The 26,070-nt window shown below is 27.9% G+C and carries 12 protein-coding genes; 3 read left to right on the top strand and 9 right to left on the bottom strand.

The genetic code is table 11. The features are described from left to right. Positions 1-54: 54 nt before the first annotated feature. The 5 genes from hutI to hutG all read right to left on the bottom strand — a co-directional run bounded on the left by hutI (position 55) and on the right by hutG (position 7,243). The gene (gene hutI, locus Q7K47_08830; protein ID MDP0507303.1) at positions 55-1,317 is read right to left on the bottom strand and encodes an imidazolonepropionase; all 1,263 of its coding nucleotides are present in this window, start codon (positions 1,315-1,317) and stop codon (positions 55-57) included. 77 nt (positions 1,318-1,394) lie between these two features. Beyond that, complete coding sequence (locus Q7K47_08825; GenBank protein ID MDP0507302.1) at positions 1,395-3,422, bottom strand: urocanate hydratase; 2,028 nt, start codon at positions 3,420-3,422, stop codon at positions 1,395-1,397. Positions 3,423-3,438: 16 nt separating this feature from the next. Next, entirely contained in the window at positions 3,439-4,974 is a 1,536-nt protein-coding gene (gene hutH, locus Q7K47_08820; protein ID MDP0507301.1) for a histidine ammonia-lyase, read from the bottom strand. Positions 4,975-5,002: 28 nt separating this feature from the next. Then, a complete protein-coding gene (locus Q7K47_08815; protein ID MDP0507300.1) occupies positions 5,003-6,307 on the bottom strand; it encodes an SLC13 family permease in 1,305 nt (434 codons plus the stop codon). A gap of 39 nt (positions 6,308-6,346) precedes the next feature. Then, a complete protein-coding gene (gene hutG / locus Q7K47_08810) occupies positions 6,347-7,243 on the bottom strand; it encodes a formimidoylglutamase (GenBank protein MDP0507299.1) in 897 nt (298 codons plus the stop codon). 260 nt (positions 7,244-7,503) lie between these two features. Here hutG and Q7K47_08805 point away from each other — a divergent pair, with 260 nt between their 5' ends. The 3 genes from Q7K47_08805 (at position 7,504) to Q7K47_08795 (ending at position 10,924) form a co-directional block, all read left to right on the top strand. Beyond that, positions 7,504-8,637 (top strand): ROK family protein, encoded by a 1,134-nt coding sequence (locus Q7K47_08805; GenBank protein ID MDP0507298.1) that lies wholly within the window; start codon positions 7,504-7,506, stop codon positions 8,635-8,637. A gap of 19 nt (positions 8,638-8,656) precedes the next feature. Further along, positions 8,657-9,625 carry a low temperature requirement protein A gene (locus Q7K47_08800; GenBank protein ID MDP0507297.1) on the top strand — a complete coding sequence of 323 codons (969 nt, stop codon included), beginning with the start codon at positions 8,657-8,659 and terminating at the stop codon, positions 9,623-9,625. A gap of 243 nt (positions 9,626-9,868) precedes the next feature. Continuing rightward, a complete protein-coding gene (locus tag Q7K47_08795; protein ID MDP0507296.1) occupies positions 9,869-10,924 on the top strand; it encodes a hypothetical protein in 1,056 nt (351 codons plus the stop codon). A gap of 60 nt (positions 10,925-10,984) precedes the next feature. On the opposite strand, the gene Q7K47_08790 is transcribed toward Q7K47_08795, so the two are convergent. The 4 genes from Q7K47_08790 to Q7K47_08775 form a co-directional block, all read right to left on the bottom strand. Beyond that, a complete protein-coding gene (locus Q7K47_08790) occupies positions 10,985-14,626 on the bottom strand; it encodes a hypothetical protein (GenBank protein MDP0507295.1) in 3,642 nt (1,213 codons plus the stop codon). Next, positions 14,626-19,968, bottom strand: coding sequence for a hypothetical protein (locus tag Q7K47_08785; GenBank protein ID MDP0507294.1), 5,343 nt, complete (start codon positions 19,966-19,968; stop codon positions 14,626-14,628). Before Q7K47_08785 ends, Q7K47_08790 begins: the two co-directional genes overlap by 1 nt. Before the next feature lie 236 nt (positions 19,969-20,204). After that, the gene (locus tag Q7K47_08780; protein ID MDP0507293.1) at positions 20,205-21,068 is read right to left on the bottom strand and encodes a hypothetical protein; all 864 of its coding nucleotides are present in this window, start codon (positions 21,066-21,068) and stop codon (positions 20,205-20,207) included. A gap of 21 nt (positions 21,069-21,089) precedes the next feature. Beyond that, a partial coding sequence (locus Q7K47_08775) for a hypothetical protein (GenBank protein ID MDP0507292.1) occupies positions 21,090-26,070 on the bottom strand: 4,981 nt, incomplete at its 5' end.

The following is a 26,070-nucleotide window of genomic DNA, read 5'->3' as shown; positions in this document are numbered from 1 at the left end:
TTCTTTTCCTAAAAGAAAAAGAAATTCTTAAGTACGTATCTTTTTTGAAATTAATTAAGCATAGAAAATTTTTCCATCCTTCACAACCTGCTCTCCTAGCTTATACACATCTTTCACGTGATTAATTCCAATATTATAGAATATATAATTTAAGTTTTTCACATCAAAAATCACAAAGTCTGCATTTTTACCAACTTCCAAACTTCCTATAAATTCTTCTTTTCCTATTGCCTTTGCTCCGTTTATTGTTATCCCTTTAAATATTTCTAATGGAGTCATTTTTATTTGAGCTGAAGCAATATTCATAACAAGTTGAATATTTTCACATGGACAAGATCCAGGATTATAATCTGTAGAAAGAGCAACTGTAACTCCTGTATCTATCATTTTTCTAACTGGTGCGTAAGCTTTTCCTAAATTAAATGAAGTAGCTGGAAGTATATTAGCTATTACATTATTAACATGTAAATCCTTAATTCCTTGATCACTAACTGCCATTAAATGTTCTGCGGAAATTGCTCCTAATTCTCCTGCTAACTCAGCTCCCCCAAGAGAAACTATTTCATCAGCATGGATTTTCAGTTTAAATCCACATTTTTTTGCTTCATTTAATATATGTCTACTTTCTTCAACATTAAAAACACTATCCTCACAGAAAATATCACAAAATTCTGCTAAATTTTTCTCCTTTACAATAGGTAACATTTTTATAACTTCATCTATATATCCCTTTGGATTTTCCTTATATTCTTCAGGAACTGCGTGAGCTCCTAAAAAAGTTGAAATGACATCAATAGGATGATTTTCATTTAATCTTTTACTAGTTTCTAACTGTCTTAATTCTGTTTCTAAATTTAATCCATAACCACTTTTACTTTCAACAGTAGTAACACCAAAGGCAAGCATTCTATCTAAAACATCAAATGATTTTTTATATAACTGCTCATCTGTAGCTTCTCTGGTATGTCTTACTGTACTTAAGATTCCTCCCCCTTGTCTTAATATTTCCAAATAAGGAACACCTTTTATCTTAAGAGGTAATTCATTTTCTCTAGATCCATAATGAACTAAATGAGTGTGGGAATCTACTAACCCTGGAGTTACAACTTTTTTCTTAGCATCTATTAATTTTGTACTTTCTTCTATTAAAGTTTCAGGAGCATTTCCTTCCCCAAGATCTAAAATTTTTCCATCACGAACTGCTAAATAAGCATTGTGTAAAACTTCTATATTTTCCATATCTCCTATAGATTTTTTTTCAAGTTCCTTTGATGTAACCAAAGTCCCTATATTATATATAACTAAATCAGCTTTCATATATCCTCCTCCTATAATGGAATAAGAGGCAGAAATATTTCTGTCTCTTACCCCTGTAATTTTGGTTTATTCTATACCTATTTTATCTTTTCATCAACTAATTTTTTAATTAGTTCTTCATTTGCAATATAAGGAAGTGTAATATGATCTGTTCCTCTATTATCTTTATTGTATTCAATTGCAGTTTCGATAGAATGAATATTTCTAGCCCAAGCCCTTCTTGCAACTCCACCCATTACATCCCAAGGCATAGCTTGCATAAGAATTTCATCAACTCTATGACTTCCATCAAGAACCATTCCAAATCCACCATTTATTGATTTTCCAATTCCTACTCCTCCACCATTATGAAGAGCTATCATTGACATTCCACGAGCAGCGTTTCCTGCAAAACATTGAGTTGCCATGTCTGCCATAATATTACTTCCATCTTTAATGTTTGAAGTTTCTCTAAATGGAGAGTCAGTTCCTGATACATCATGATGATCTCTACCTAACATAACTGGTCCAATTTCTCCGTCTCTTACCATTTTGTTAAATGAAAGAGCTATTTTAGTTCTACTCATAGCATCTTGATAGAATATTCTTGCTTGAGTTCCAACTACTAGTCCATTTTTATCTGCATCATGTATCCAAATATAGTTATCTCTATCTTGATATCTTCTGTTTGGATCAACTAAATCAAGAGCTGCCTTATCTGTTTTTAATAGATCTTCTTTTTTACCAGATAAACATACCCATCTAAATGGTCCGTAACCATAGTCAAATAATTCAGGTCCTAATATATCTTCAACATACGAAGGATATATAAATCCACCCTTATCATCTCTACCATTTTTAGAAATTTCTTTTATTCCAACATCATATAAAGCTTTTAGGAAACTATTTCCATAGTCAAAGAAATATACTCCTTTACTAGTTAAATTTTTAATAACTGCATAATGTTTTTTCAAAGTTTCATTTACTAATTCATTAAATCTTTCTCTATCTTCTCCAAGTAACATTGTTCTTTCTTCAAAAGTCATTCCAACTGGACAATATCCTCCATCATAAACAGCGTGACAAGAAGTTTGATCTGACAATAAATCTATATGAACATTATTTTTATCTGCATATTCTAATAAATCAACTATATTTCCATGGAAAGCTATTGCATATGGAGTTCTTGATTCTTGTTTTTCCTTTGCAATTTTAAATGCATCCTCAGGACTTTCTGCTATTTCATCAACCCAACCTTGATCTAATCTAGTTTGGATTCTTGATCTATCAACTTCAGCTATGATTCCAACACCCTTTGCAATTACAGTAGCTTTTCCTTGAGCTCCGCTCATTCCTCCAAGTCCTGAAGTAACAAATAATTTACCTGCTAAATCTCCATCTTTTGGTACTCCACAGAAAAGTCTTGCAGCATTTAATATTGTTGAATATGTTCCGTGAACTATTCCTTGAGGTCCAATATACATCCAACCTCCAGCTGTCATTTGACCATAGTTTGCAACTCCTATTGCAGCTGCTCTAGCCCAGTTATTGTAGTCATCAAATTCTCCAACCATAAGAGCATTTGTCATAACACATCTTGGTGCTGTTGGTTTTGATCTAAATAGTCCTGTTGGATGCCCTGAAGCTACTACTAAAGTTTGATCTTGAGTTAAATTTTCTAAATATTTTTTTATTAATCTATACTGCATCCAGTTTTGACAAACTTGTCCAGTTTCACCATAAGTTACTAACTCATAAGGATATAATGCTATTTCAAAATCTAAGTTATTTTCTATCATAACTTGTATTGCTTTTCCTTCAACACATTTTCCATTATATTCATCAATAGGTTTACCATATATTCTTCCTTCTGGTCTAAATCTATATCCATAAATTCTTCCGTGTTCCATTAACTCATCTAAAAATTCAGGAGCTAATTTTTCATGATATTCTTCTGGAATATATCTTAAAGCATTTTTAAGTGCTAATTCTATTTCATCTTTTTCTAAATGTACAACTCTTTTTGGTGCTCTTCTATATTGTGGATCCATCTTAGGAATATAATCTGGAATATCTTTTGCCTCTAATTTAATTGTCATAGTTTTAAAAATTTCTTGGTTTATCATATTATTTCTCCCCCTTTTATATTTTTAATTCTCCAATTTCTTTTTCAACTGTTTCAACTATTTTATTTTCTTTTATTAATTCTTCAACTGCATCTATATCTATATGCATTACTCTATCTGTATCATAATGAGCAACTCTTTCTCTTACAAGTTTATAAGCTTCTTTTGTTCCTGCTCCAAGTCCAGATTCTGCTTTTCTTAAATCAATTCCTTGGCAAGCACTTAATATTTCCATTGAAATAACTTTTCTTGCATTTCCTAAAATTTCTCCAGCTTTTCTTGCTGCTATTGTTCCCATTGAAACATGATCTTCTTGGTTAGCTGAAGATGGAATTGAATCAACAGATGCTGGATGAGCTAATACTTTATTTTCTGATACTAAAGCTGCTGCTGCATATTGAACTATCATAAATCCTGAATTTACTCCACCTTTTTCAACTAAGAAAGCAGGTAAACCATAGTTTAAATTAGGATTTACTAATCTTTCAAGTCTTCTTTCAGCTACATTTGCCATTTCTGATATTGCTATTCCTAGGAAATCAAATGGAAGAGCCATTGGTTGACCATGGAAGTTTCCACCAGATATAACATCATCTGTATCACAGAAAATAATTGGATTATCTGTTACTGCGTCCATTTCTGTTTCAATTTTTTCTCTAACATATTCTAATGTATCTTTACTTGCTCCATGAATTTGAGGAATACATCTTAATGTATATGGATCTTGAACTCTTAATTCACCTTGTTTTGTAGTATTTTTACTTCCTTTTAATATTTCTCTAAAGTTTGCAGCTGTTCTTATTTGTCCTGCATGTCCTCTTACTTCATGTATTCTAGGATCATAAGCACAAGTTATTCCATTCAATGCTTCCATTGTTAGTGAACCTGCTAAATCTAAATGTTTCATTAAGTTTATTGCATCATAAGCTACGTGAGCTCCAACTGAAGTCATTACTTGAGTACCATTTATCAATGCTAATCCTTCCTTTGAAGAAAGTTCTGGAAGAATTGCAACTCCTGCCATTTCCATAGCCTTTTTACCTTCCATTAATTCACCATTGTAATATGCTTTTCCCATTCCAAGCATTACTAGAACCATATGTGCTAGAGGAGCCAAATCTCCTGACGCTCCAAGGGAACCTTTTTCTGGAATATAAGGTGTTACACCTTTATTTAACATTTCCACCAATGTGTCCACTGTTATTTTTCTTGCTCCTGAATATCCTTTAGATAAGTTTACTACTCTTAGTAACATAATTCCACGGGCCATATCAATTGATAATGGGTTTCCAACTCCACATGAGTGACTCATTATTAAATTCTTTTGTAATTGTCCTGTTTCTTCCTTTGATACAATTGTATCAGAAAATTTTCCAAACCCTGTAGTAATTCCATAAGATACTCTTTTTTCTTCAACATATCTATCTACTAAAGCTCTTGCTTTAGCTATTTTTGCGTAAGCTTCATCTGACAATTCTACTGTATATCCTTTTCTTGTTACATTAATAAGATCCTCTAGTGTTAATTTTCTTTCCCCTATTACTAATTTCATAAACTTATCCTCCTTAAATTTATATTATTTAAAAAATTAATGCTCCTATCATTCCTGCTATAAATAGTGGGATATTAAAGTGTAAGAATGTTGGTACACAAGTATCCCAAATATGTTGATGTTGTCCATCTACATTTAATCCTGAAGTTGGTCCTAAAGTTGAATCTGATGCTGGAGATCCTGCATCTCCTAAAGCTCCTGCTGTTGCTATTAATATAATAATTGAAGCTGGAGAGAATCCTAATTTTAAAGCTAGTGGACAATAAATAACTGCTAGAATTGGAATTGTTCCAAAAGAACTTCCTATTCCCATTGTTACAAATAATCCAACAAGTAACATTATGAAAGCACCTGCAACCTTACTAGTTCCTATTACAGCAACTACACTTTCAACTAAAGCTGGAATTGCATTAGTTTCTCTAATTACATTTCCATATCCTGCTGCAACTAACATTACAAAGGCAATTGCTCCCATTATTAAAACTCCACCATTTAATAATTCATCAATTCCATCCCATTTAATAACTCTAAATGCTGCCATTAATCCAAGAGCAACTATTGCTCCAAGAGGAAGTGAACCTGTACTTAATTGAACTACAAATGCTAAAGCTGCTGCAACTAATGTTATCCAATGTTTCTTTTCCATTTTTTCTGGAATTTCCTCTGCTTCTTCAAAACCTTTTAATGGTAAATCTTCATAATCTCTCGGTTTTCTATATGATAAAAATATTGCTATTGCAAGCCCTACAAACATTGCTATACCTAATATCCAGTTAGCTCTCCAAACTTGACCTAAAGTAACAGTATAACCATTGGCGTTTATTTGATCTTTTATTATTGTTTGGAAAATTAATCCAAATCCTACTGGTAAAACAATATAAGGAGTTTTTAAACCAAATGTCAAAGCACAAGCCATTGCTCTTCTATCTAATTTTAATTTATTCATTAATTTTAATAATGGTGGAATTAAAATTGGTATAAAAGCTATGTGAACTGGAATTAAGTTCTGTGAAAAACAAGTTATGAAAGCTATTAATAATAACAATACAACTTTTCTTCCACTTACTATTTGTGAAATTTTCTTAGACATTATTGCAGCAAGCCCTGTTTGATTTATTGCTACAGCTAATGTACCTAATAAAATATAACTAAGTGCAGTTTCTGAATTTCCGCCCATTCCTGAAATTAAAAATCCCATTGTTGCTGAAACCCCTAAACCAGACATCATTCCTGCTACTAAAGCTGCTAATATCATAGCTATCATTACATTTAATTTTAGTAAGCAAAGAATACTCATTACAACCACTGAAACGACTACTGGATTAAATAACATATGTACCTCCCTTTATTTTTTTAGCTTTCGCTAAGTTAACTAGCTACTTTTACTTTGAACAATTTCATAAATTATATTCCCTGCTAATTTTGCAGTTCTCATGTCTATATCATAATATGGATTAACTTCTGCAATATCTGTAATTTCTACTTTTTTTGTTTCTAAAATTTTTCTTAACATTTTTATTGCTCGCTTCCCTTCTAAGCCTAATATTGTTGGTGCTGAAACACCTGGTGCTATACTTGCATCAAATACATCCATACAAAATGTAACTTGTAATATGTCTACACTGTCAGCAAATTTTTGAATCTCTTCATATATATATTCATCTGAATATTCTTCCTTTATTATTATAACTCCTTTTTTTCTCGCTTCTTCCCTTAATCTTTCAGTATTTCCTATATCCTTATATCCTATTATCATATATTTTGCTTCTTTATCAGAATCTAATATTTGTTTAAAAGAAGTTCCTGAAGTTCCTCCCTTTGAATAATCTCTCATATCAAGGTGAGTATCAAAATTTATAACTCCAATTTTTTTATTAGGATAAGCTTTTCTAAGTCCTAGATAAGATCCATAAGCAATATCATGTCCCCCACCTAAACCAATTGGGAAATTTTTCTTATCTAAAACAATTTTTATCTTATCAGAATATTCTTCCTGAGCTTCTTCTAATTTTTTATTTTCTAAATTTCCAAAATCATACAATTTCACATTTTCAATAATTGGATAAGATTTCATAGCACTTCTAATTGAATTGGATCCTTTTTCTGCTCCAGGTCTTCCTAAATTTCTTTTTACCCCATCATCTGTATCATATCCAATAAAGCAAACTCCACTTTCCTCTTTCATTTCAAAGGCAGTGGTAACTATTTGCCAAAATCTTAAATCTTCTTTTTGGAAACTATCTAATCTTCCCTTCCAAATTTCCTTCATATATCTCCTCCAATTTTTAAAATGACTTTAAAAATTATCTAAAAAAAAACTTAAATTAATAATTTAAATAAAACCAATACTTTTTAAATTATTAAAGTCATTTTAATTTCTCTTAACAACCTAAGGATAGTTTTTTTGCTTTGAAAAATCAAATATAAGAAATATATGGATAACATTTATAATTTCAATGCTATTTTCATACATAATTTTTGTATGAATGTATATTTTATGCTATTATTAATAAAAAGGAGGAGATGCTTATGTACCAGAAAAAAGCACAAGAAAATAACGAGACCAATGCTTTTAGATATATCTTTTATTCCAAAAATAATTTTGTAATTAATGACATTTCTGAAAATTTAGACATTAGCTTTCCAACAGCAAAAAAGATAATCAATAATTTCTTAGAAAAAGATATTATCTTTGAAGAAAAAAAAGTTGGAAATGGAGTTGGAAGAAAAGCAATGGAATATTCCTTTAATAATTTTTTCTGTTATTCTATTGGAGTTAGACTAACTAAAAATAGAGCTACTATCCTTCTTACAAATGCTAAGGGAATTATGATTAGAGAAAAAACTGAATATTTTCTTGATAGTGAAGAAATACAAAATGAATTTTTAAATGTACTTAAAAGTTTCCTAAAAGAACTTCCTCTTAAAATCAAAAAAAAATTAATTGGTATTGGTATTTCAGTTCCTGGAATCGTCAGTACAGAAAATGAATTTATTGAATTTAGTTCTCAAACAAAGGTTCATCTTTCTTTTATTGATAAAATAAAAGAAGAACTGAATTTCCCTGTATTCATGGAAAACGAATCTAACTTAGCTTCCATAGCTGAAGGTTTTTTAACAAAGCATTCAGATTGTTCTCTTTTTACAGTACTTACAATTAATGATTATGTTGGAATCAGTAATTTTCAACAAGAAAATTTAAGCAAAGATTTCTATTTTAAAGCAGGTAGATTACATCATATGATAGTTGAGACTAATGGTAGAGATTGTGAGTGTGGATCAAAGGGATGTTGGGGATCTTATGTTTCAAATAGAAGTTTACTTTTAGACTTTAAGAAAGTGTTTCCTAATATTAAAAACTTTAATGAAATATTTTGTATGAAATATATGGATACGAAAAAAGGACAAGAAATATTAGACAACTATATAAAATATTTAGCTGTAGGGATTAAAAATATATTGTTTTTTTCAAATCCTGAAAAATTAATAATTTCAGGGAAAATTTGTTTTCATAAAGAAACTATTAAAAAAAGACTTTTAGATGAAATATATAAAGACCATATATTTTATAGAGGGCCAGAAACAATTGCTTTTTCTAGCTTTAATGATAACTCAATAGTTATAGGAGCTGCAATGTTTCCTATTATAGATACTTTATTTTAAAATTTAGGAAGTGGTGACTATGTTTAAAAAATACAAAGAAACCATCAAGCATTTAGAACACGATTCCTTAAGAACCGCTTCAAAACTTGAATTATTCTTTGACTTGGTTTATGTTGGATTAATTAAAGATTTATCTCATTTTTTCTTGCATGATGTGACTTTTACAAAATTTATATGGTTCATTTTATTATTTAGTGGGCTCTGGCTGAACTGGCTTAGTATGACCTATTATCATAATAGATTTGGAATAGCTCATATTAAAAATTACACCTTAACATTTATAAATATGCTTGCTATACTTGGAGTTGGAAGATTTGAATGTGCTTTTAAAAATCAAAATTTAATTGCTATTATCTTAAGTTTACTAGCAGCTAAAATATCTCTTTTAATTCTTTGGAGACAAGCTGCTAAGGACAATGCAATTCATAAAAGATATTTACATCACACTTTAGTTACACAAGATATCATAATTGTTTTAATATTTATATCTTTATTCCTTGAGTTTTCTTTGGCAGCTTTATTATTATCTTTAATTTTAATCATTGATTTTGTAAATCCATTGTTAACATTAGAAGAATATAAAAAACTTCCACTTATAGATGAAGAACATATGAATGAAAGATTTTCTTTACTTATGATTATTATTTTTGGAGAAGGAATTATAAGCCTTTTAAATTATTTAGTTAAATTAAAAACTATGAGTAGTTCCACTTTATTTTTTACATTTCTTATTCTTTTTTCAATATTTATTTTATGGTTATCTATTGAAAAATTTGTATATGAAAAATCATTTAGTTTAAAACCACTTTTCACTTGGATATGGTGGATGATTCAACTACCTTTAATGATATCAATAGTTTTATTTGAAAAAATTATAGTTGAGCTTTTTGAGCATCATTCAATTATAAATTATGCTCATCTAGGTATTATGCTTGGAATAATAATTACTTTAGTAGTAATTGAAAATAAGATAGGAGACATTGATTAATGTCTCCTATCTTTTATTAATTTTATTCTCCTTTCACAAAAAATATGTAATTTAAAATCACACACCTCCAAATCCCATCTGAAGACTTGTACAACATTTTCAACACATTGCATTATTATATTTTTAATTAAATTACAACTTCAAAAAGTTGACAGCGTTATAAAAAGGAGGTATACTCGGATTAAGTTAAGGGTGTAATTTATTAAGTAACTTATTTTAAATTTTTTAAAGGAAGGGATTATTATGAAAAAATTAACACTTTTGTTCGTGGCTTTAGTAGCCGCATCTGCAACTTATGCAAAGGAAGTTATGCCTGTAGTTGAACCTATGGAAATGGCTCCTAAACTAAAAGTAGAATCTATGGGTACTTTTATTAATTATTATGATTTAAATGCTGATATTAGTACTAACCAAAGATTTAATATTGACAAAGATTTAAAAAGAATCGAGTATGGAATCACAACTAATTTATCTTATGGTGATGATTGGACTTTTGATATTTTAGCTAGTGAAAATTATCTTAAAGGTCTTGGTGGATTAGTAGATTATATTAAGGGTTTTACTTCTGGTCTTAACAACGACTTCTCATCTTATTCTTCAAAACTTATTGTTGGAGCTTGGAGACATTATGATAATTTTGCAATAGGTGCCGAATGGGCTCATGGTAATAATTTAGGAGATTTTGAACTTTTATCTTCAGCAATTGGAGATGCTTGGAAACAAGATATATTATCATTAAGAGGTAAATATAGTTATCCATTAATGGATGGACATTTGTTAGGTTGGGCTGATTTGAAATATGGTATGGTCAATGATACAGTAATGAATCTTTTTGTTCCAATACCTAGTGAAGTTTCTAATAGCTATAAATATTATGAAATTGAAGGAATGCCTTTAGCTTATAAATATGGTCCTATTACTATTGGATATTATATGAAACATAGAGAATTTGATAATTTCTTAGATGCTAAAATGACAGAACAACAGTTAAAATTATGTGCTGACATATATTCTAATGAAAGACTTTCTATTTATGGAGAATATACATTTGGTTTAAGAATGAAAGCTGATATAGATGTGATAGATACTTATTTAGATGGTAAAGTTTTAGATGCTGGAGATAGACAAAAATTTGCCATTGGAGCAAAATATGCTATTAATGAAAGCTTAATGTTAAATGGTGATATTTCATATCAAGAACTAGAATATGAAACTGATGGTCCTCTTGCTCAAGCTCAAAATGTAGACAATAAGTTTAAAGAAACTAAACTTTGTGTTGGTTTAACTTATATGTTCTAATATAAATTATAATAAAATTCCAAAAAGCCCCTCAGTGTAATACTGAAGGGCTTTTCTCATTTAAAACTTTCCTATTAAATTAACAAACCAACCATTTGCCTTATAATCTAGAACTTCTAAATTATCGTCATAATTTGTGAAATTATAACCTATTCCTAATTTTACATTTGTATTGAAATCTTTATACATTCCTAATATAAATCCATCTTCTATATTATCTGATATTTCATCTTTCAATATATGATATTCTGCAAATATTTCATAGTTATATATTAAATCATAACTTGTTTTAAAAGCAAATAAATTATTTCTTGATTCTACATAAACACCTTTTGTTCTATTTATTCTTTCTTTTTCTTGACGAAGAGCATATTTTAAACTAAAATTCAATTTTTGATTTAATTGATATATACCTTCAATAGATACAACGTGAGCTTTTACTTCTCCATCATCTTTTGATTGCATTTCTGTACCTAAATCTTCTAAATACGTATAATTTGTCAGTACATTTAATTTATCCATATATATTGGTCTATATGCAAATCCTATTCCAAATTCCTTAAATGATGTATCTTCTTTTTTAGTAAAATCTGTAAAATAATAGTTTAATTTACCTGTAAATGTTAACTCATCATTTAAAACATATTTTCCTTTATTTAATATACCCCATTGATCTGTCGTCTCTTTTGGCTCTCTATCTTTTCTGTACTCTAGCTTATTTTTTAAATAAATTTTATCTTTTTCATATCTTGAATAGATACTTATTGAATCTCTTTTTATATCTCCAGTATCTTTTTCTATGAATCCTTTTTCATATGAAGTACCTAATGTTAAATAATCATTAGCTCCATAATTTATTCCATACACTTCTGTTGTTCCATCACCTTTAGTTGAATCTATAAATTGATTTTCATGATATAGTTTTGATTTATCATTTAATTTATAGGATTCCCCCATCGTTAATGTATTTTTATTTTCTGATACTTCATTAGAAGATGTATAACCTAAATACATGTCATGCTTTGGAGTTCTAGAATAATTTCCTTGAATTTTTCCATAGTCTCCTCTATCACCAGTTGAACCACTCATTGATACATTAACTTTATCATTTACTTTAATATCTGAACCTATAGTATATAAATTATTTGATGAATATTTATCATCTTTCCACAATTGTGTTTGAGCACTTGCATTTAAATTTACTCTATCATTTAATTCATATTCACCCTTTAGTCCAAACAAAGTAGCTTTTCCTATATAATCATCTGCATCTGGATTTGACATATTATTTTCTTCATATTTTGTTTCTCCTGTTATTGTTAGTTTATCATTAACAATATTTTTTAAAGCAATAGATCCATTAACTTTTCTATTATCACTTGTTGATGTTTTTTCATCATAATATTCGTATGAAGAAATTAAAGAAGTCTTATCAGAAATATTATATGTTCCTTTTAATCCATAGTTTTCATATTCTGTAGTACTTTCTTCTGAAACATTAGCAAATCCTTTTTCTTTTATTCTAGCCCATGTTTCTATTTTATCGTCTGATTTAAATTTACCATTTAAATCTTTTAAAGATAACATTCCTTTTAAATTATATGCATTTCCTGATGATTCTTTAGATAATATTTTATTATTTGTAAAATTAAGACCACCATCTAGTGATACTGTACTAGATAATGTTTGTTCTCCTTCTGACTTAACAGCCTCTAATTTTAAATAACTATTATCACTTAATTTTAAAGTGGTATTTACTCCCATCATTTCATAATCAGAAGCATCCCTATCTTCTCTTATATATGTTCCACCTAAAGCTACATTATCATTTATCCAATAATTTTGTGTTAATCCATAAGTTAAATTATCAAAATCATTTCCATAACTATAGTATTCATAATCTACATTTAAGTAATAGTTATAATCTCCATTTATATTACTTTTTATTACTTCATTTGTACTATCCTTAGCAATTTGAGAAAGAGGTTTTTCTAATATTAATCTTCCTAAAAAATTATCCAATTCATAATCCGTACCATTTTGTAGCTTTACTCTGCTTATTCTTCTACCTGTATTTTTATCCTTTACATCTAACCAAACTTGAGCTGATCCGCTTACTATATCTTTTTGATTTAGATAGTATAAACTACCCCCTGTTCCAAGAAATTCGTTATGATTATATAAAGTATTTGGCTCTGAAGCAAACATAACCAATTTATTTTTGCTATCTCCAAATTTATTATTTTTTAATGATTTATAATTTAAATAAGCACCGTATAAACTTCTATTATAATTAGAAAAATAATTTTCATTCAATTTAGTATCATAATTTCCCCAAATAGCCTTACTTTTATTTTTCTCTAATTTAATATAAACCTTTCCTTGAGTATCAATATCTGAATAAACTTTAGAATCATCACCATAGCTATCATAAATTTGGTAATCATCTATTCTTGTCAATACATTTTCCTGTTCTCTTCTTTCTAATCCATCAAGTACATTTTCGATCTTTTCATCTTTTGTATCAACATGAACTGTTAATTTCATATCTTTAGTTTTTTGCTTATGATAAATAGCTATTCTTCCACTATCAAAATGTCCAGATTCATAATTTTTATCATTTTTAGTTAAAGTATCATTTCCATCAACTTTATTTTGTCCTATACTTAAATCTACAAGACCTGTTGTAAAGTTATAACTATCCTTAACTTTAATATTAAAGTATTCTTGATAAACTTTATCATTTAAATCTAGAGCTAAAACTTGTATTTCTTTATCTCCTGAAGAATAGATATTTTCTAAAATAAAGCCTCCATTATTATCAGCAAACACTTCTAATTCTCCAACTTGAACTTTTTTGTTAGCTGGAAAATTCTTACCAATAACTTTTACTAAAGCTCCATTTATAAGAATATCTTGTTTCTTTAAGTTATTTGTATTGTCTATTTCTTGAATTTTAATATCTTTTAATTCTTTTAAAATCTCACCTTTTTTAGAATCTTCAAATATTTCTATTTTTCTAGGATTAGTTATATCAAAATTACCTTTTTTATCATAAACTTTTAATACATAAGTTAACGAATTTCCATCAATCATTTTTTTACTTAAGCTTACATTAATCGTTTCCTTATTTGGTAAAGTTTCTCCTTTTATAATTGATAAAGGTTTTACTAAATTAGTATCCTTTTCTCCATAAATTAATATCTCATATTTATTGATATAATTACGATAATTTGAATAAATATAGAAACTTAATGTAGTTTCGCTTCTTAACATTTTATCTTTTACAGATACTATATTTAATTTAGGAACTACATTAAAAGCATCTACTGTAGAATAAATATAGCCCCCATTTTCCATATAACCTGATGATTTATATTTTGTTTGATTAAATGCTTGAGCTTTTTTCTTGCTATACATCAATGGGTATTTTTTCTTTTTCTTAATTCTTTCTAAATCTTTTTTCTCTAAATTTTTAGAATAAGAAGAGACTTTATTTTCAGTAGCTTGAACTTTTAACATTTTTTGTTTCTTTCTCTCAGGAGAAACTATTTGAATGTTGCTCGAATCTTTCAATCCTTTTTCTTCGTAAAGATTATTTACATAATCTTCACTTGTATTAAAATAAAATTTCTGAGCTGCAGCAGGTGTTTGAAGTATTATCAATAGAGATAATATGTATAATTTTTGTTTTCTATTCATTACATGTCACCTCTCTTTCCTGATAATTGTTCATTTGGAACAACTACTCCAAAATTAAACTTTGAAATAGTTCTAGTTCTTCTCATTACCTTAGGATTTTCTGTTGTTATATATGTTCCCATAGGAAGACTATCTAAATCTAATTTAATTAAATAATTATTTGTTTTTTCTCCTTTTAAGACAGGAACATGAAATCTTCCATAATTATCAGTTTCTATAATCAATCCATCTATTGTCATTAATCTTGCTCCTGGAATCCCTTCTTCATTTTTACCTTCATTTTTTATTTCAATTCTTTCTAATCCATTTTTTGTTTTGATTCTATTAATGACTATCTTTTCTCCTGTTAATCCTCTTTTTTTATCTTTTATATGTTTTACTAAAGATTTTCCATTTGATTTTAAAATTAAATTTGTTCCAGCCTTAGTATTTAATTTTATTTCACTTAATAGATTAGTTCTATTTTTAAACTCTATAATTACTTTTTCACCTGGCTTTAATTCTTTTAAAACAAATTTAGGAGTTACTACTTTTCTAAACTTGTTTCTTGTTAAGCTTATTGGTGATTTACTTGGATTATCTATAACTACTTTAACTTCTTTAGCTATAGCACTATCTTGATAACCATCTTCATCAATATCGTTAAATACTTTTCCAATTATTGAACCTGAATCAAATAAAGGATCAGTTATTATATCTAATCTATAAGTTGCTATATTAGATACAACTTGATTAGAAAAAGATTTTACCATTGCTGTATTTATTGCTTTTCCATCTTTAACTCCTAAGCCCACTTTCAATATATAAGATATTTTTATAGTTTCTTTTGCTTTTATTTCCAAATTGCTTCCGTTTAAAGTATTAAAAGTTAAAGTATCTCTTCCTAATGGATGAATTTCTGCCTTTGTATTATCATTATCCGTAAGTAGTGAACTATCTTTCATATACTCAAATCCTGGAGGTAAAACATCTACTATTTTAATATCTTTCATTTGTACACTATTAGAATTATATATACTTAAAGTATATTTTACAAAGTTACCTCTTTTAGCTTCTGTTTTATTCGCCGTTTTGGTAACTACTATTCCTTCTTTATTAATTTTAGAAGTTGCTGTTGCTTCTTTTTTTATCTGAGTTAAATCTTCTGTTACATAAACTGTATTGCTAAAATTATCATCTATTATATCTTTATTAGTTAAACCAGTCACAGTAAATATAATTGAATCTCCAGATGCTAAATTTACATTCTGAGAACTTAAAATACTTAATGGAGAATTATCTGCTGGTCTTAAACTTGAATGAGCTGAGTCCACAGTCCATGTCCAATTTAAAAATACTTGTTCTTTTAAACCTGCTGAAGTATTTCCTTCAATTCCCAATATATTATCTTCTATTTTTAAATTTTTAGCTTCTGTACTACTATTATTTGTTATTTTAATTGTATAAGTTAAATTTTCTCCCATAGCCACATCTGCTCTATTAGCTGTTTTTTCTACTGTTAATTCTGGAATAACTATTGTTGGAGTTAATCTATGCTCAACAGCTTGAGCTGAATTATTTAAATAAGATTTTGAATCAATTATTATTTGTTCATTTTGAACAAATGAAGGTAAATCATTTGGTTTAGCTTTTATTTCAATAACTATAGTTTCATTTGCTAATATTTCTGGTAACTCTAATCTTCCATTAGTAAAACTTGTTGGCCAAGAAATTCCTGTTTTATTAACATTTGTTTCTTTATTATAAATTCTTGAAATTACAACATCTTTAAATGCTTTTTTATTTTTCGAATTTAAAGTATCCTCAATATCACTTAAAACTTTAACATTTAATAAATTTAAATTTGTTCCTTTATTTTTAACTTCTATATTATAAGTAAATTCTTCGTCTAACATAATTTTATTATTAGAAAGAGTTGTTACAACATTAGAAGTTATATCCATTCCCTGTATAACACCTGTTAAAGCATTTAAAATATGAGAATATGTATTCCCATTTACTGTAAATAAATTCGTAATAACTTCCCCATCACTAAAAGATATATTAGATTTAACTGTTGGTTTTATTTGAACATGAGCATCCTTTCCTGCTTGAATTTTGCTGATTACTATTTTTCCTTGAACTGCATTGTATGTAAATGGTATTGGAGTAGACGTTGTACTATCTACTATAGTTATTCTATCTGTTGTTAATGGCTTAAAGAAAACTAACTCATTTTTACTATTAACTATTTCTGTAATTTTATCAATAATTATAACATCATTAATATCTAAAGAAGAACTGTTAGTTATATCTATAGTATAAGTAACTCCTTCCCCTACTTCTATTATTTTGTCTGAATTATCAGTAGTTACATCAGTAGTTACAACTAAATCTGGAGAATCTACTGCTATACTTTGGGAAGCTGTCCCTATTTTCCCAAATATACTTACTGTATTTATTATATTTTCACCACTTGATAAAGTTATATCTGAACTTCCTTTAATATTTGCTCTAACTTTAATTTGAACTGTACTAGTCTTTGGTAACGTGAAAATAAGAGCATTTATATCTCCTGTATATATAACATCATTCACACCATTTTTTACTGAAATTAATTGTACATTTTCAAATACTTTCTCATTATTTGCATTTCTTATTTCTTCTATTTCATCAATTAACTTTAAATTTACGGCATCTGTTGTTGTACTTATATTTTGTATATCTATTGTATAATCTACTAAAGTTCCATAAGTTAAATTAGGAGTTGTAGATGACATACTTAAATTAATTTTAGAAAAATCAAATTTATTAACTGTTTCTAGAACATTTTTAGTTAATAACTGCCCTGATAATCTTAAAGCTTGAGCTTCTCCTTGAATATTTATGCTTCCATTATTAAAATTATCAGTTGTTATTACATGTGTCAAAGTAGAGGAAATAGCAATTTCATTAGGATTTATTTGTGTCTTATCTAAAGTTACACTATTTGTATTAGTCAAAGTATCTTTTAACTCTAAGCCTGATAAAACTCTATTTCCTATATTCTTTAACTCATAATGATATTTTAAGTTAATCCCTTGATTAGTAAAATTAGCTCCTTCTTCTATAACTACTTTCAATTCATAATCATCATTTAAATCTCCAGTAACTATACTATTTTCTATTTTTGCAATAGAATCAAAGCTTCCTACATCTCCCTTTATTAAAAAATCATAATTAACTTCTCCGTTATTTAAATCACTAGCTTCAATTATTCTAATATATTTATCTGTAGCTATTTGAGTGGTTCCTATATTTAATGCTGATATACCTAAATCTATCTCATTATTTGAATCAAGAGGATCAACTAATTTTAGATTCTTTATCGTTCTTTTACCTGTATTTTCTATTTGAAAACTATATTTTATTTTATCTCCTATAGTTGAATATTGATTTCCTGATATTAAAGAATCACTTGAGTTATAAACAAGAGGATTTACTGTTATTGAAATTTCTTTATTTAAAGATGTTTCATCTATTGAAATATTATTATTTTCTTGAACTGTATAAACATCTGATCCTATCTCACCTTTTAAAAATATTGTAGTATTTAAATTTCCTTCATCTATATCATCTTGAGTTACAGTATACTGAAAACTTCCCGTAGAAATTGCATCTTTTCCTAAAGAAGTAGGAGTAAAATTACTTACTAATCCTAGTTTAGTAGAAGAAGCTTTAACTCCTGCAAAAGTTCTATCATTAGCTGGTAAATTATTTAAATCTTTATTTCTAATAATTACCGCTTCTAAATTTCCTAAAGTTGATGATTTTATATTTTTTATAGTTAAAGAATAATTAACTATATTTCCTAAAGCTTGTATTTTTGTGTTGTCTGAACTTCCAGTAATTGTATTTGTAACATTTGTTTCCATAGCGGATACTTCACTTGAAACCGTTGCAAATGTTAAAGATTTTTCTAAATTTCCGCTATCATCTATTGCAATAGCATTAATAATTATCTCATTATTAAGACCATTGCTATTTTTTTCTGCATCAGTAAGTATATATTCATAAGTTATTTCTTTACTAGCTCCAACTGCTAAATTTCCAGAAATGTTTATTAAAGTACCTGGAGTCTTTGTGTTTTTATATGTTAAATTTTTTAGCTCTGTTCCACCTGTATTTTCAATTTTAAATTTATATGTATATTTTATAGTCCCATCAGATTCTATTGTAAATCCATCTTTTGGATCTGAGTAAGCTACTTCTGTTACTGTGTAATCCATTGGAGAGTATGTTACTCTAGATTCATAGGCATCTGTATATTCTGACTGTGAAGAAGTCCCATAACTAGTATATCCTTTTATAGAAGTAGTATTAATAATCTCAGTGTTAGTAACATCTGAAGAAGTCGCTGTTCTTGTTCCTGTTACAGTAACTGTTCCTCCTGCAGGAATAGTTAACCCTGTTTTTCTATAAATGTTTCCTGAATAATTAGTCCATCCATCTCCTGAAAAATCTATTCCTGTATTACTGCTTAAATCTAAATTACTTATTGTTTCTGTACCTCTATTTCCTATAGTAACAGTATACGTCAAGCTTGTTCCTAATCTATATTTACTAGGAGAAACTGTTTCTGTTATTGTTAAAGGATACTGGCTTTCTGGGATTGTTGCGTCTACTTGAATATTTCTTATTCCTTGTTTATTATATGATCCTCCTGTTGAAGCTGTATATCCAAAATAAGCCATATTTTGATGGTTTGCATCATTCCCTGTATTTATTTTAGCTAATAAATCTTCTCCTCCACCATTATAGCTTCCTGTTACCCCTTTAAGTGAGTAACTTAACGTTTTTGTAGAAGCATTCCAATTAATTATAATCGAATGCCATGCATTATCTTCTATATTTCCTAAATCTTTATCACTTATACCTACTGAACTTCCACTTTTAACAAAAGCAATATGATCTGTCGATATAGAATCTTTATCACTGTTATACCATGTATCTATTTCAAGACCAAAAGTATTTGGAAAATTAGCACTTTCATATCCTAATCCTCCTCCTGTATTACCTATTACATCATTTTTATCTTCATATGGTTTGAAAAAGAAAGTTACTCCATCTGCTCCATTAGCATCTTTATCACCCATATATAATTCTGCCTCTATTCTAAAATTCTTAGATAAATCTACCATTTTATTTGACCAAATTGCTCCAGCTTGATTTAATGAATTTTGAGTAAATATTAATTCATTTCCTTGCTTTGTCGAACTTCCATAATAGTTATAGTCACTAAAATTTCCACTTATAACTACATCTGCTGCTAAAATTCCTATTGTAAAAATCATAAATAAAAAAAACACCAATTTTTTTTTCATTTATTCCCTCCTTTTTTAAACCCAAACATTTTAAATTTCAATTAACTTTTTTATTTTATTTTTATTATCACAAAAATAATACTAATTGTATAGATTAATTAATTAACTAAACCTTTCGAAAGTAAAAAAAGTTTTTTGCTTGTTATTTAACCTTAATTAAGTAAAATAAGAAAAGCCCCTGATTAACAGGGACTTTCCTTATTTATGTTTGAGTTGCTTTTGGATGGCTTATTTTTTTAAAAGTTTTTTGATAACTCATTACCTGCTTTAAAAGCTTCCTCTTCTACAGGTTGTCTTCTATATTTTTTTAAGCTAACATCTCTTAGATACATTTTATTATTTATATAAAATATATCTGCTTGATCTTTTATTCCTTGAATAATAAAATCTTCTCTATTTTCTACAAACCTAGCTTGTTCTTGATGCGTTAATTCATGAATCAATGAATTTAATATATCTTTATTATTTTTCTCTCGTGAATGAAGAAAACTTAATGAAGGTTTTGAATATATTTTTATTAAATTTTTACTTTTATTATAATTTCCTTCATATTTATTAAATAATCCAATACCATCTTCTATTTCTAATCTAGTTTTAGGAACCTCCATGCCTGTTATTTCTTCAAATATTCCACGTTTGGTTCTCTCAACTATTTCAAATAATTCTGATATCTGCCTTCTATTTCCAGATAATTTTCTTTCCATTATTCTTTTAAATTCATAATTTGATTCTAATTTTTCTCTTAATGTATCATTTAATTCTTCTCTTAAAGATAGATAGTCTTCAGAAATTTTTTCATTTAATGCTTTAAATATTTTATCTAAAGATTTAGATTTTTTAGAAGTTATTTTTCCTAAATGCTGATGAGGCAATAATTTTTCACCTTCTTTTTGGCGATTTGAATATTCTAATAACTCTTCTCTATCTTTTTCTTTTTTAGATAAATCTAATAAAGCTTTTATTAAATGTTCTTTTGGTAATTCTTTTGCTCTTTTAGCTATATTTTCTAATCTCTTTTCTGGACTATCTATCCCTCTTGATTTTTCTTCTTTAACTTTTAAACTCTTTGATGATTTTAAAGTAATTTTTGATTTTTTCATTAAAGTTTTATCTAACTCTATTCATTTTTCATTTGAAGTTAAATCTCCCTCTAGCTTTATATCATCTAAATCAACTGGTTTCGGTATTTCTAATAAAGATTTAATTTTAGGACTTCTTTCTTTTAATTCTTTAATTTGTTTATCTAAATTTTCTAAAATTAATCTTTTGTCATTTTCACCAATTTCTCCTTCTAATCTTTTAAAGTCTTCAAAAGTTTTTAATATTTCATTTAATTCTTTTTTTTCTTTAGAAGATAACTTCTTTTGTAGATTTTCTTTTTCACTAACTTTATCAACCATATTTTCCATTTCATCTTTTGCTATTTTTGCATCAAATTTTTTGTTTTCAAATGGATTTTTGTCACCTTTAGATAATTCTTTAGGTCTATTTATTCCTACATAACCTATTTCTTCTCTAATGGCTTTTTCTAAATCTTCTTTTGTAATATCTTTTTCAGCCTTAGCTTCTTGATCTTTTGTAATTTCTTTTTTAGTATCTTCCAATTGATCCTTTGATTTTTCAATTCTAGTTAATAAATCTGTATCTAAAATTTTATCTCCTATTTGATCTAAACCTTTTTTGGTAACTCTTTCATTCTTTCTTGTATCTCTTTCTAAAAGACTAGCCTTATAATAATCTAAATTTTTAGAATCATAATTTTCACGATCATATTTAAAAGCATCATAATCTTGTTTTAAATCTGCATTTTCAGATAATTTTTTATCTTTATAAAGATTAGCTTGATATTTATGACCTATTTCATGATCCATTACTGCTAGTTTTCTGCTTATACCCAACTCTTCTGCTATTTTAACTTCATTTTTAACATTATTATGTAACCCATCTGCAGGACGATAACCTTCTTTAACTCTTTCTCTATTCATTTCTTCTGAAGGTATTATTTTTAAGTCTGCATTGTTAGATTTTCCTCTTTTAGATGCTTCATCAAATGCTTCTTGCTTTTTTATAGCAAAATCCTCTATTAATTCTGTTTCTTCTTTTTTAGTCATTCCTGTTAAAGCATCTATAACTCCTCCTTCTAAATCTGCTCCATCAGTTCTTTTCTTTAACATTTTAATTGCTTTAGGATCTTCCGCTATTTTTTGAATATATCTTACATTTGTTGCATCTTTTAATTTTTTCCAATTTTCTGAATTCTCCAGAGATGCAACTTTATCTATTTTTTTTTGCATCTCAGGAGTATTTGGTTTTTTTTCACCTTCTTCTTCATTTGCTACTGCTGAATGTCCATTATCTTTTTTTTTTTTAAATATATCTTTCATTTTTTGAATTAGACTTTGAGAAGATTTTTTTGATTCTGATTTTTCAGCCTCTTCTTTTGATTTTGGAATATTTACTTTAGATGCTTTTTTAGCTTCTTCTGATTTTGCATCCAAATAACCTTCACCTTTTTTTAGTGCTTCATTTGTTGTTTGTTCTTTTATTAATTTTTTAGGTTTTGATACTGAAATATCTGATTCTTTTTCAATTTTATAACCTTTTTTCTCCAAGCCTTTTTCTAATTTATCTTTTATTGCATTTTCACGAGAAAAAGCATCTTTTTCTATAGGATTTGTTCTATAGTTTATTAAGTCTTTAGAATCATTTAATTCTGATCCGTATTTCATTAATTTTCTATCGTCTTTCAATCCTAATCTTTCTGCTGCTGCTTTATCTCTTACTAATTCTGTTTGTTCCTTATGTGTTAATTCATGACTTAATGTTTTTAATCTCTGAATCGCACTATTTGAAGCTCCTTCTAAAGATGTTTTTGGAGATTCTTTAGTGTTAATTCTGATTTTATCATTTACTATTTCATCATCTTTTTTACCTAGTATTTTTTTATCTTTTAAAGCTTTTTTTATTTCTTCTGGTGTTTTCCCTTGTGCTTCTAAAGATTTTTTATACTTATTTGCTGCCTCTGTACTTATGAAAACTCCTCTTTCATTGTCTTTCTTACTTAGAGTTTTTTCTAAAGGACCTATCTTAACTTCTTTTTTAGGTTTAATTCCTGTAACTTTTTCAAATGCTTCCATTCTATATTTTACTATTTTCTCTGCATCTTCTGAAGTTATTCCTTTATCAGTTCCATCAGCTTTTTTGTATTTATTTCCTGCTAAAGTCTCTGCAAGTTTTTTATCAGCTAATACTCTTTTAGTAAATTCTTTGTCTATTTTTCTCTCTATTTCTTTATATTTTGCACTTGTTTCTATAGAGTTTTGTAAAGCACTTACTAACCATTTTTCAGTATCATCTAATTTTTTTGTTCTTGCTTTTTTCGTTAACTTTTTAAGTTCAGCTAATCTTTCTCCTTGAGTCAAATCTTTTAATTCTTTTCCGTACTCATTTTTAAATACATCATTTATCATCGCATCTTCAGCTTCTGCCTTAGTTTTTTGCTCTGATTTCATCTGGTCATCTGACTCTTTTATTTTTGACTTAACTTTATCCGCATTTAAATTTTTTCCTTGCATTTCATTAACTTCTACTTTTGTTTCTTCTGATTTTTTTTCTACTGGCTTTAATGCTGCTTTTGCCTTTGCCAATGTTTCAGGAGTTAATCCACCTGATTGTTGCGAAGTTAAAGATTCGGCTTCTTTTTCCAATATAAAGTATACAGGTTCATCTTTTTTTACAGTAGAATAATCATTATCACTAATAACTTTAGGAGTTACATCCTCACCTAATCTGTTATATGTACCATCTTCTGCTACTACTCTATCATAAGTATTATCTATAACTTTAGGAGTTGTATCCTCACCTAATCTATTATATGTACCATCTTCTTCTCCTAATCTATTATATGTATTATCATCACCTATTGTACTATAAATTGATTCTTCATCTGATGATATTTTTCTTGGTTGACCTTGATCTGGAGTTGCTGGTAATGGTCTTCCGTAATTAGGTCCTGCGCTTTCATATAAAGGATTATCTATCATTTCATCATCCGATTCTTCATTCACTTTTTTTATTTCAACTTTTTCTGAATCTATTTTTGTTTTTTTATTCCAAGGTAATCTACTCTTAATAGCATCTTTTAACTTAGTAAAAGTTGATTTTGTTTCTTTTTTAACAATATTCCCATCACCATCTATTGTACTATAAACTGATTCTTCATCTGATGATATTTTTCTTGGTTGACCTTGATCTGGAGTTGCTGGTAATGGTCTACCTGCATTAGCATCTTTTATTGTACTATATCCTGATTCGTCCTCATCTGTTGCTTCAGCTTTTCTCATTGCTGCTACTTCTGCGTCAGCTTTTGGATCTTTTTCTAGTACAAAGTAAGGATTTGTTTCTTCAGATTTTTGTTGTCTTTCTGCTGCTTCTCTTTCTGCTGTTTCTGCTGGAGTTTCTAATCTAAAGTATCCATTTTCTTCTCCACCATCTGTTGGTCTTTTTACTTCTGTTTCATCTGAATTAACTCTATTGTAAGTATTATCTACTACTTTTGGAGTTGTATCCTCACCTAATCTATTATATGTACCATCTTCTTCTCCTAATCTATTATATGTATTATCGCTTACTGTTTTAGGAGTTGTATCCTCACCTAGCCTATTATATGTATCATCATTATTTCTTGAAGTTGAACCTTCTTCAGTTGGAAGTGGTGGTAATGGTCTTCCTTCATTAGGATTTCTTGTAGAAGTTGCAGGTTCATCAGTTTTCACTTCTTTTTTACCAAACAACTTTTTACCTACTTTATAAACAAACCAGTCTTTTCTTCCTTCCCAAACATTCCAAGTAGTTTTTGTTTCTTCTAACTTAACTTCTCCTGTTTCTTTATCAACTTTAATTTTCTTTTCAGAGTCAATCTTATATTCAACTTCTTTATCTGTCTCTTTTTTCTTTTTAAATTTATCAGTATTTAAATTGAATATTCTTCCTGTTTTTTCATCTAAATAATTCCCTTCAGAATCTTTAGCTTGATTATATTTTTGAACTCTGTCTATAAAATCTTTATTTGATAATTTTTTATCTAATCCACCTTGATTTAAAGCTTTTAGATCTTTTCTCATTTGTTCTGGTAATTTAGTATTATCTTTACTTTGAGCAATTATCTCTTTTAATCTATTTGCATCATTTCTAGAAATTGCATCATTTATCAAAGTATTTACAGTTTCTGTAGCTACTTTAGCCTCTAGTTTCTTTCTATTAGTAATATAACCATTTCCATCTTCTTTCATTACTAATAATTTGTCATTTCCTAAATCTACTACTTTTCCTTTTAATTCAGGATTTTCTTGTAAAGTATTATAGTCAGCTTCTGTTAATTTTTTGTTAAAGTTATCTCCAACAATTTCAAATTCTTTCTTTTCAACTGTCTTTATTTCTGCTTTTTCAACTTGGCCATCTGCATTTAAAACATAGTATGTATTATCATCTATTTTTAAAGCTTTTTCGCCTATTTGGTCATTTAAAGGAGCATTTTTTATATCTTCTGGACTTACTTTTCTATTTAAAGTTTGATCAAATACAACATCTTTAGGTTCCGCAACAAACTCTTTGATTACTATTTCACCATCTTCATTTAATTTAAAGTATCTTCCATCTTCTATTTTTACACCTTTTTCACCTAATTCACTATTAAAATTCGCTGTCTCTAACTGCTCTTTTGTAATTTCTTTACGAGTTTTAGGATCAAGTATATGATCTATTTTAGTTTCAGTTTTTTCAATAGTTACTATTTTTATTTGACCGGATTCGTCTTTTACAAAATATCTTCCGCTTCCTGCTTCTGTCTCAACAGCTTCTTTTCCTAAATCTACATTATATCTCTTTTGAATATCGAAATTCTCAGTTTCTATCTCTCTTCCTGTTACTGGATCTTTAACACTTTCAGGTCTTTCTTGTACTTCTTCTCTTTGCAGTACTTTTATTTCTCCATCATCATCTTTATAGAAGTATCTCTCATTTCCTAAATCTACTACTTTTTTACCTAATTCTGGATTATCTACTGCCTTTGAATCAAAGTCTTTTTCTGTTATACTTTCTCCT

Origin of the sequence: Fusobacterium sp. JB019, from assembly GCA_030673965.1 — a bacterium.
Taxonomy (GTDB): Bacteria; Fusobacteriota; Fusobacteriia; order Fusobacteriales; family Fusobacteriaceae; genus Fusobacterium_B.
This window is presented reverse-complemented; position numbering and strand designations above follow the sequence as displayed.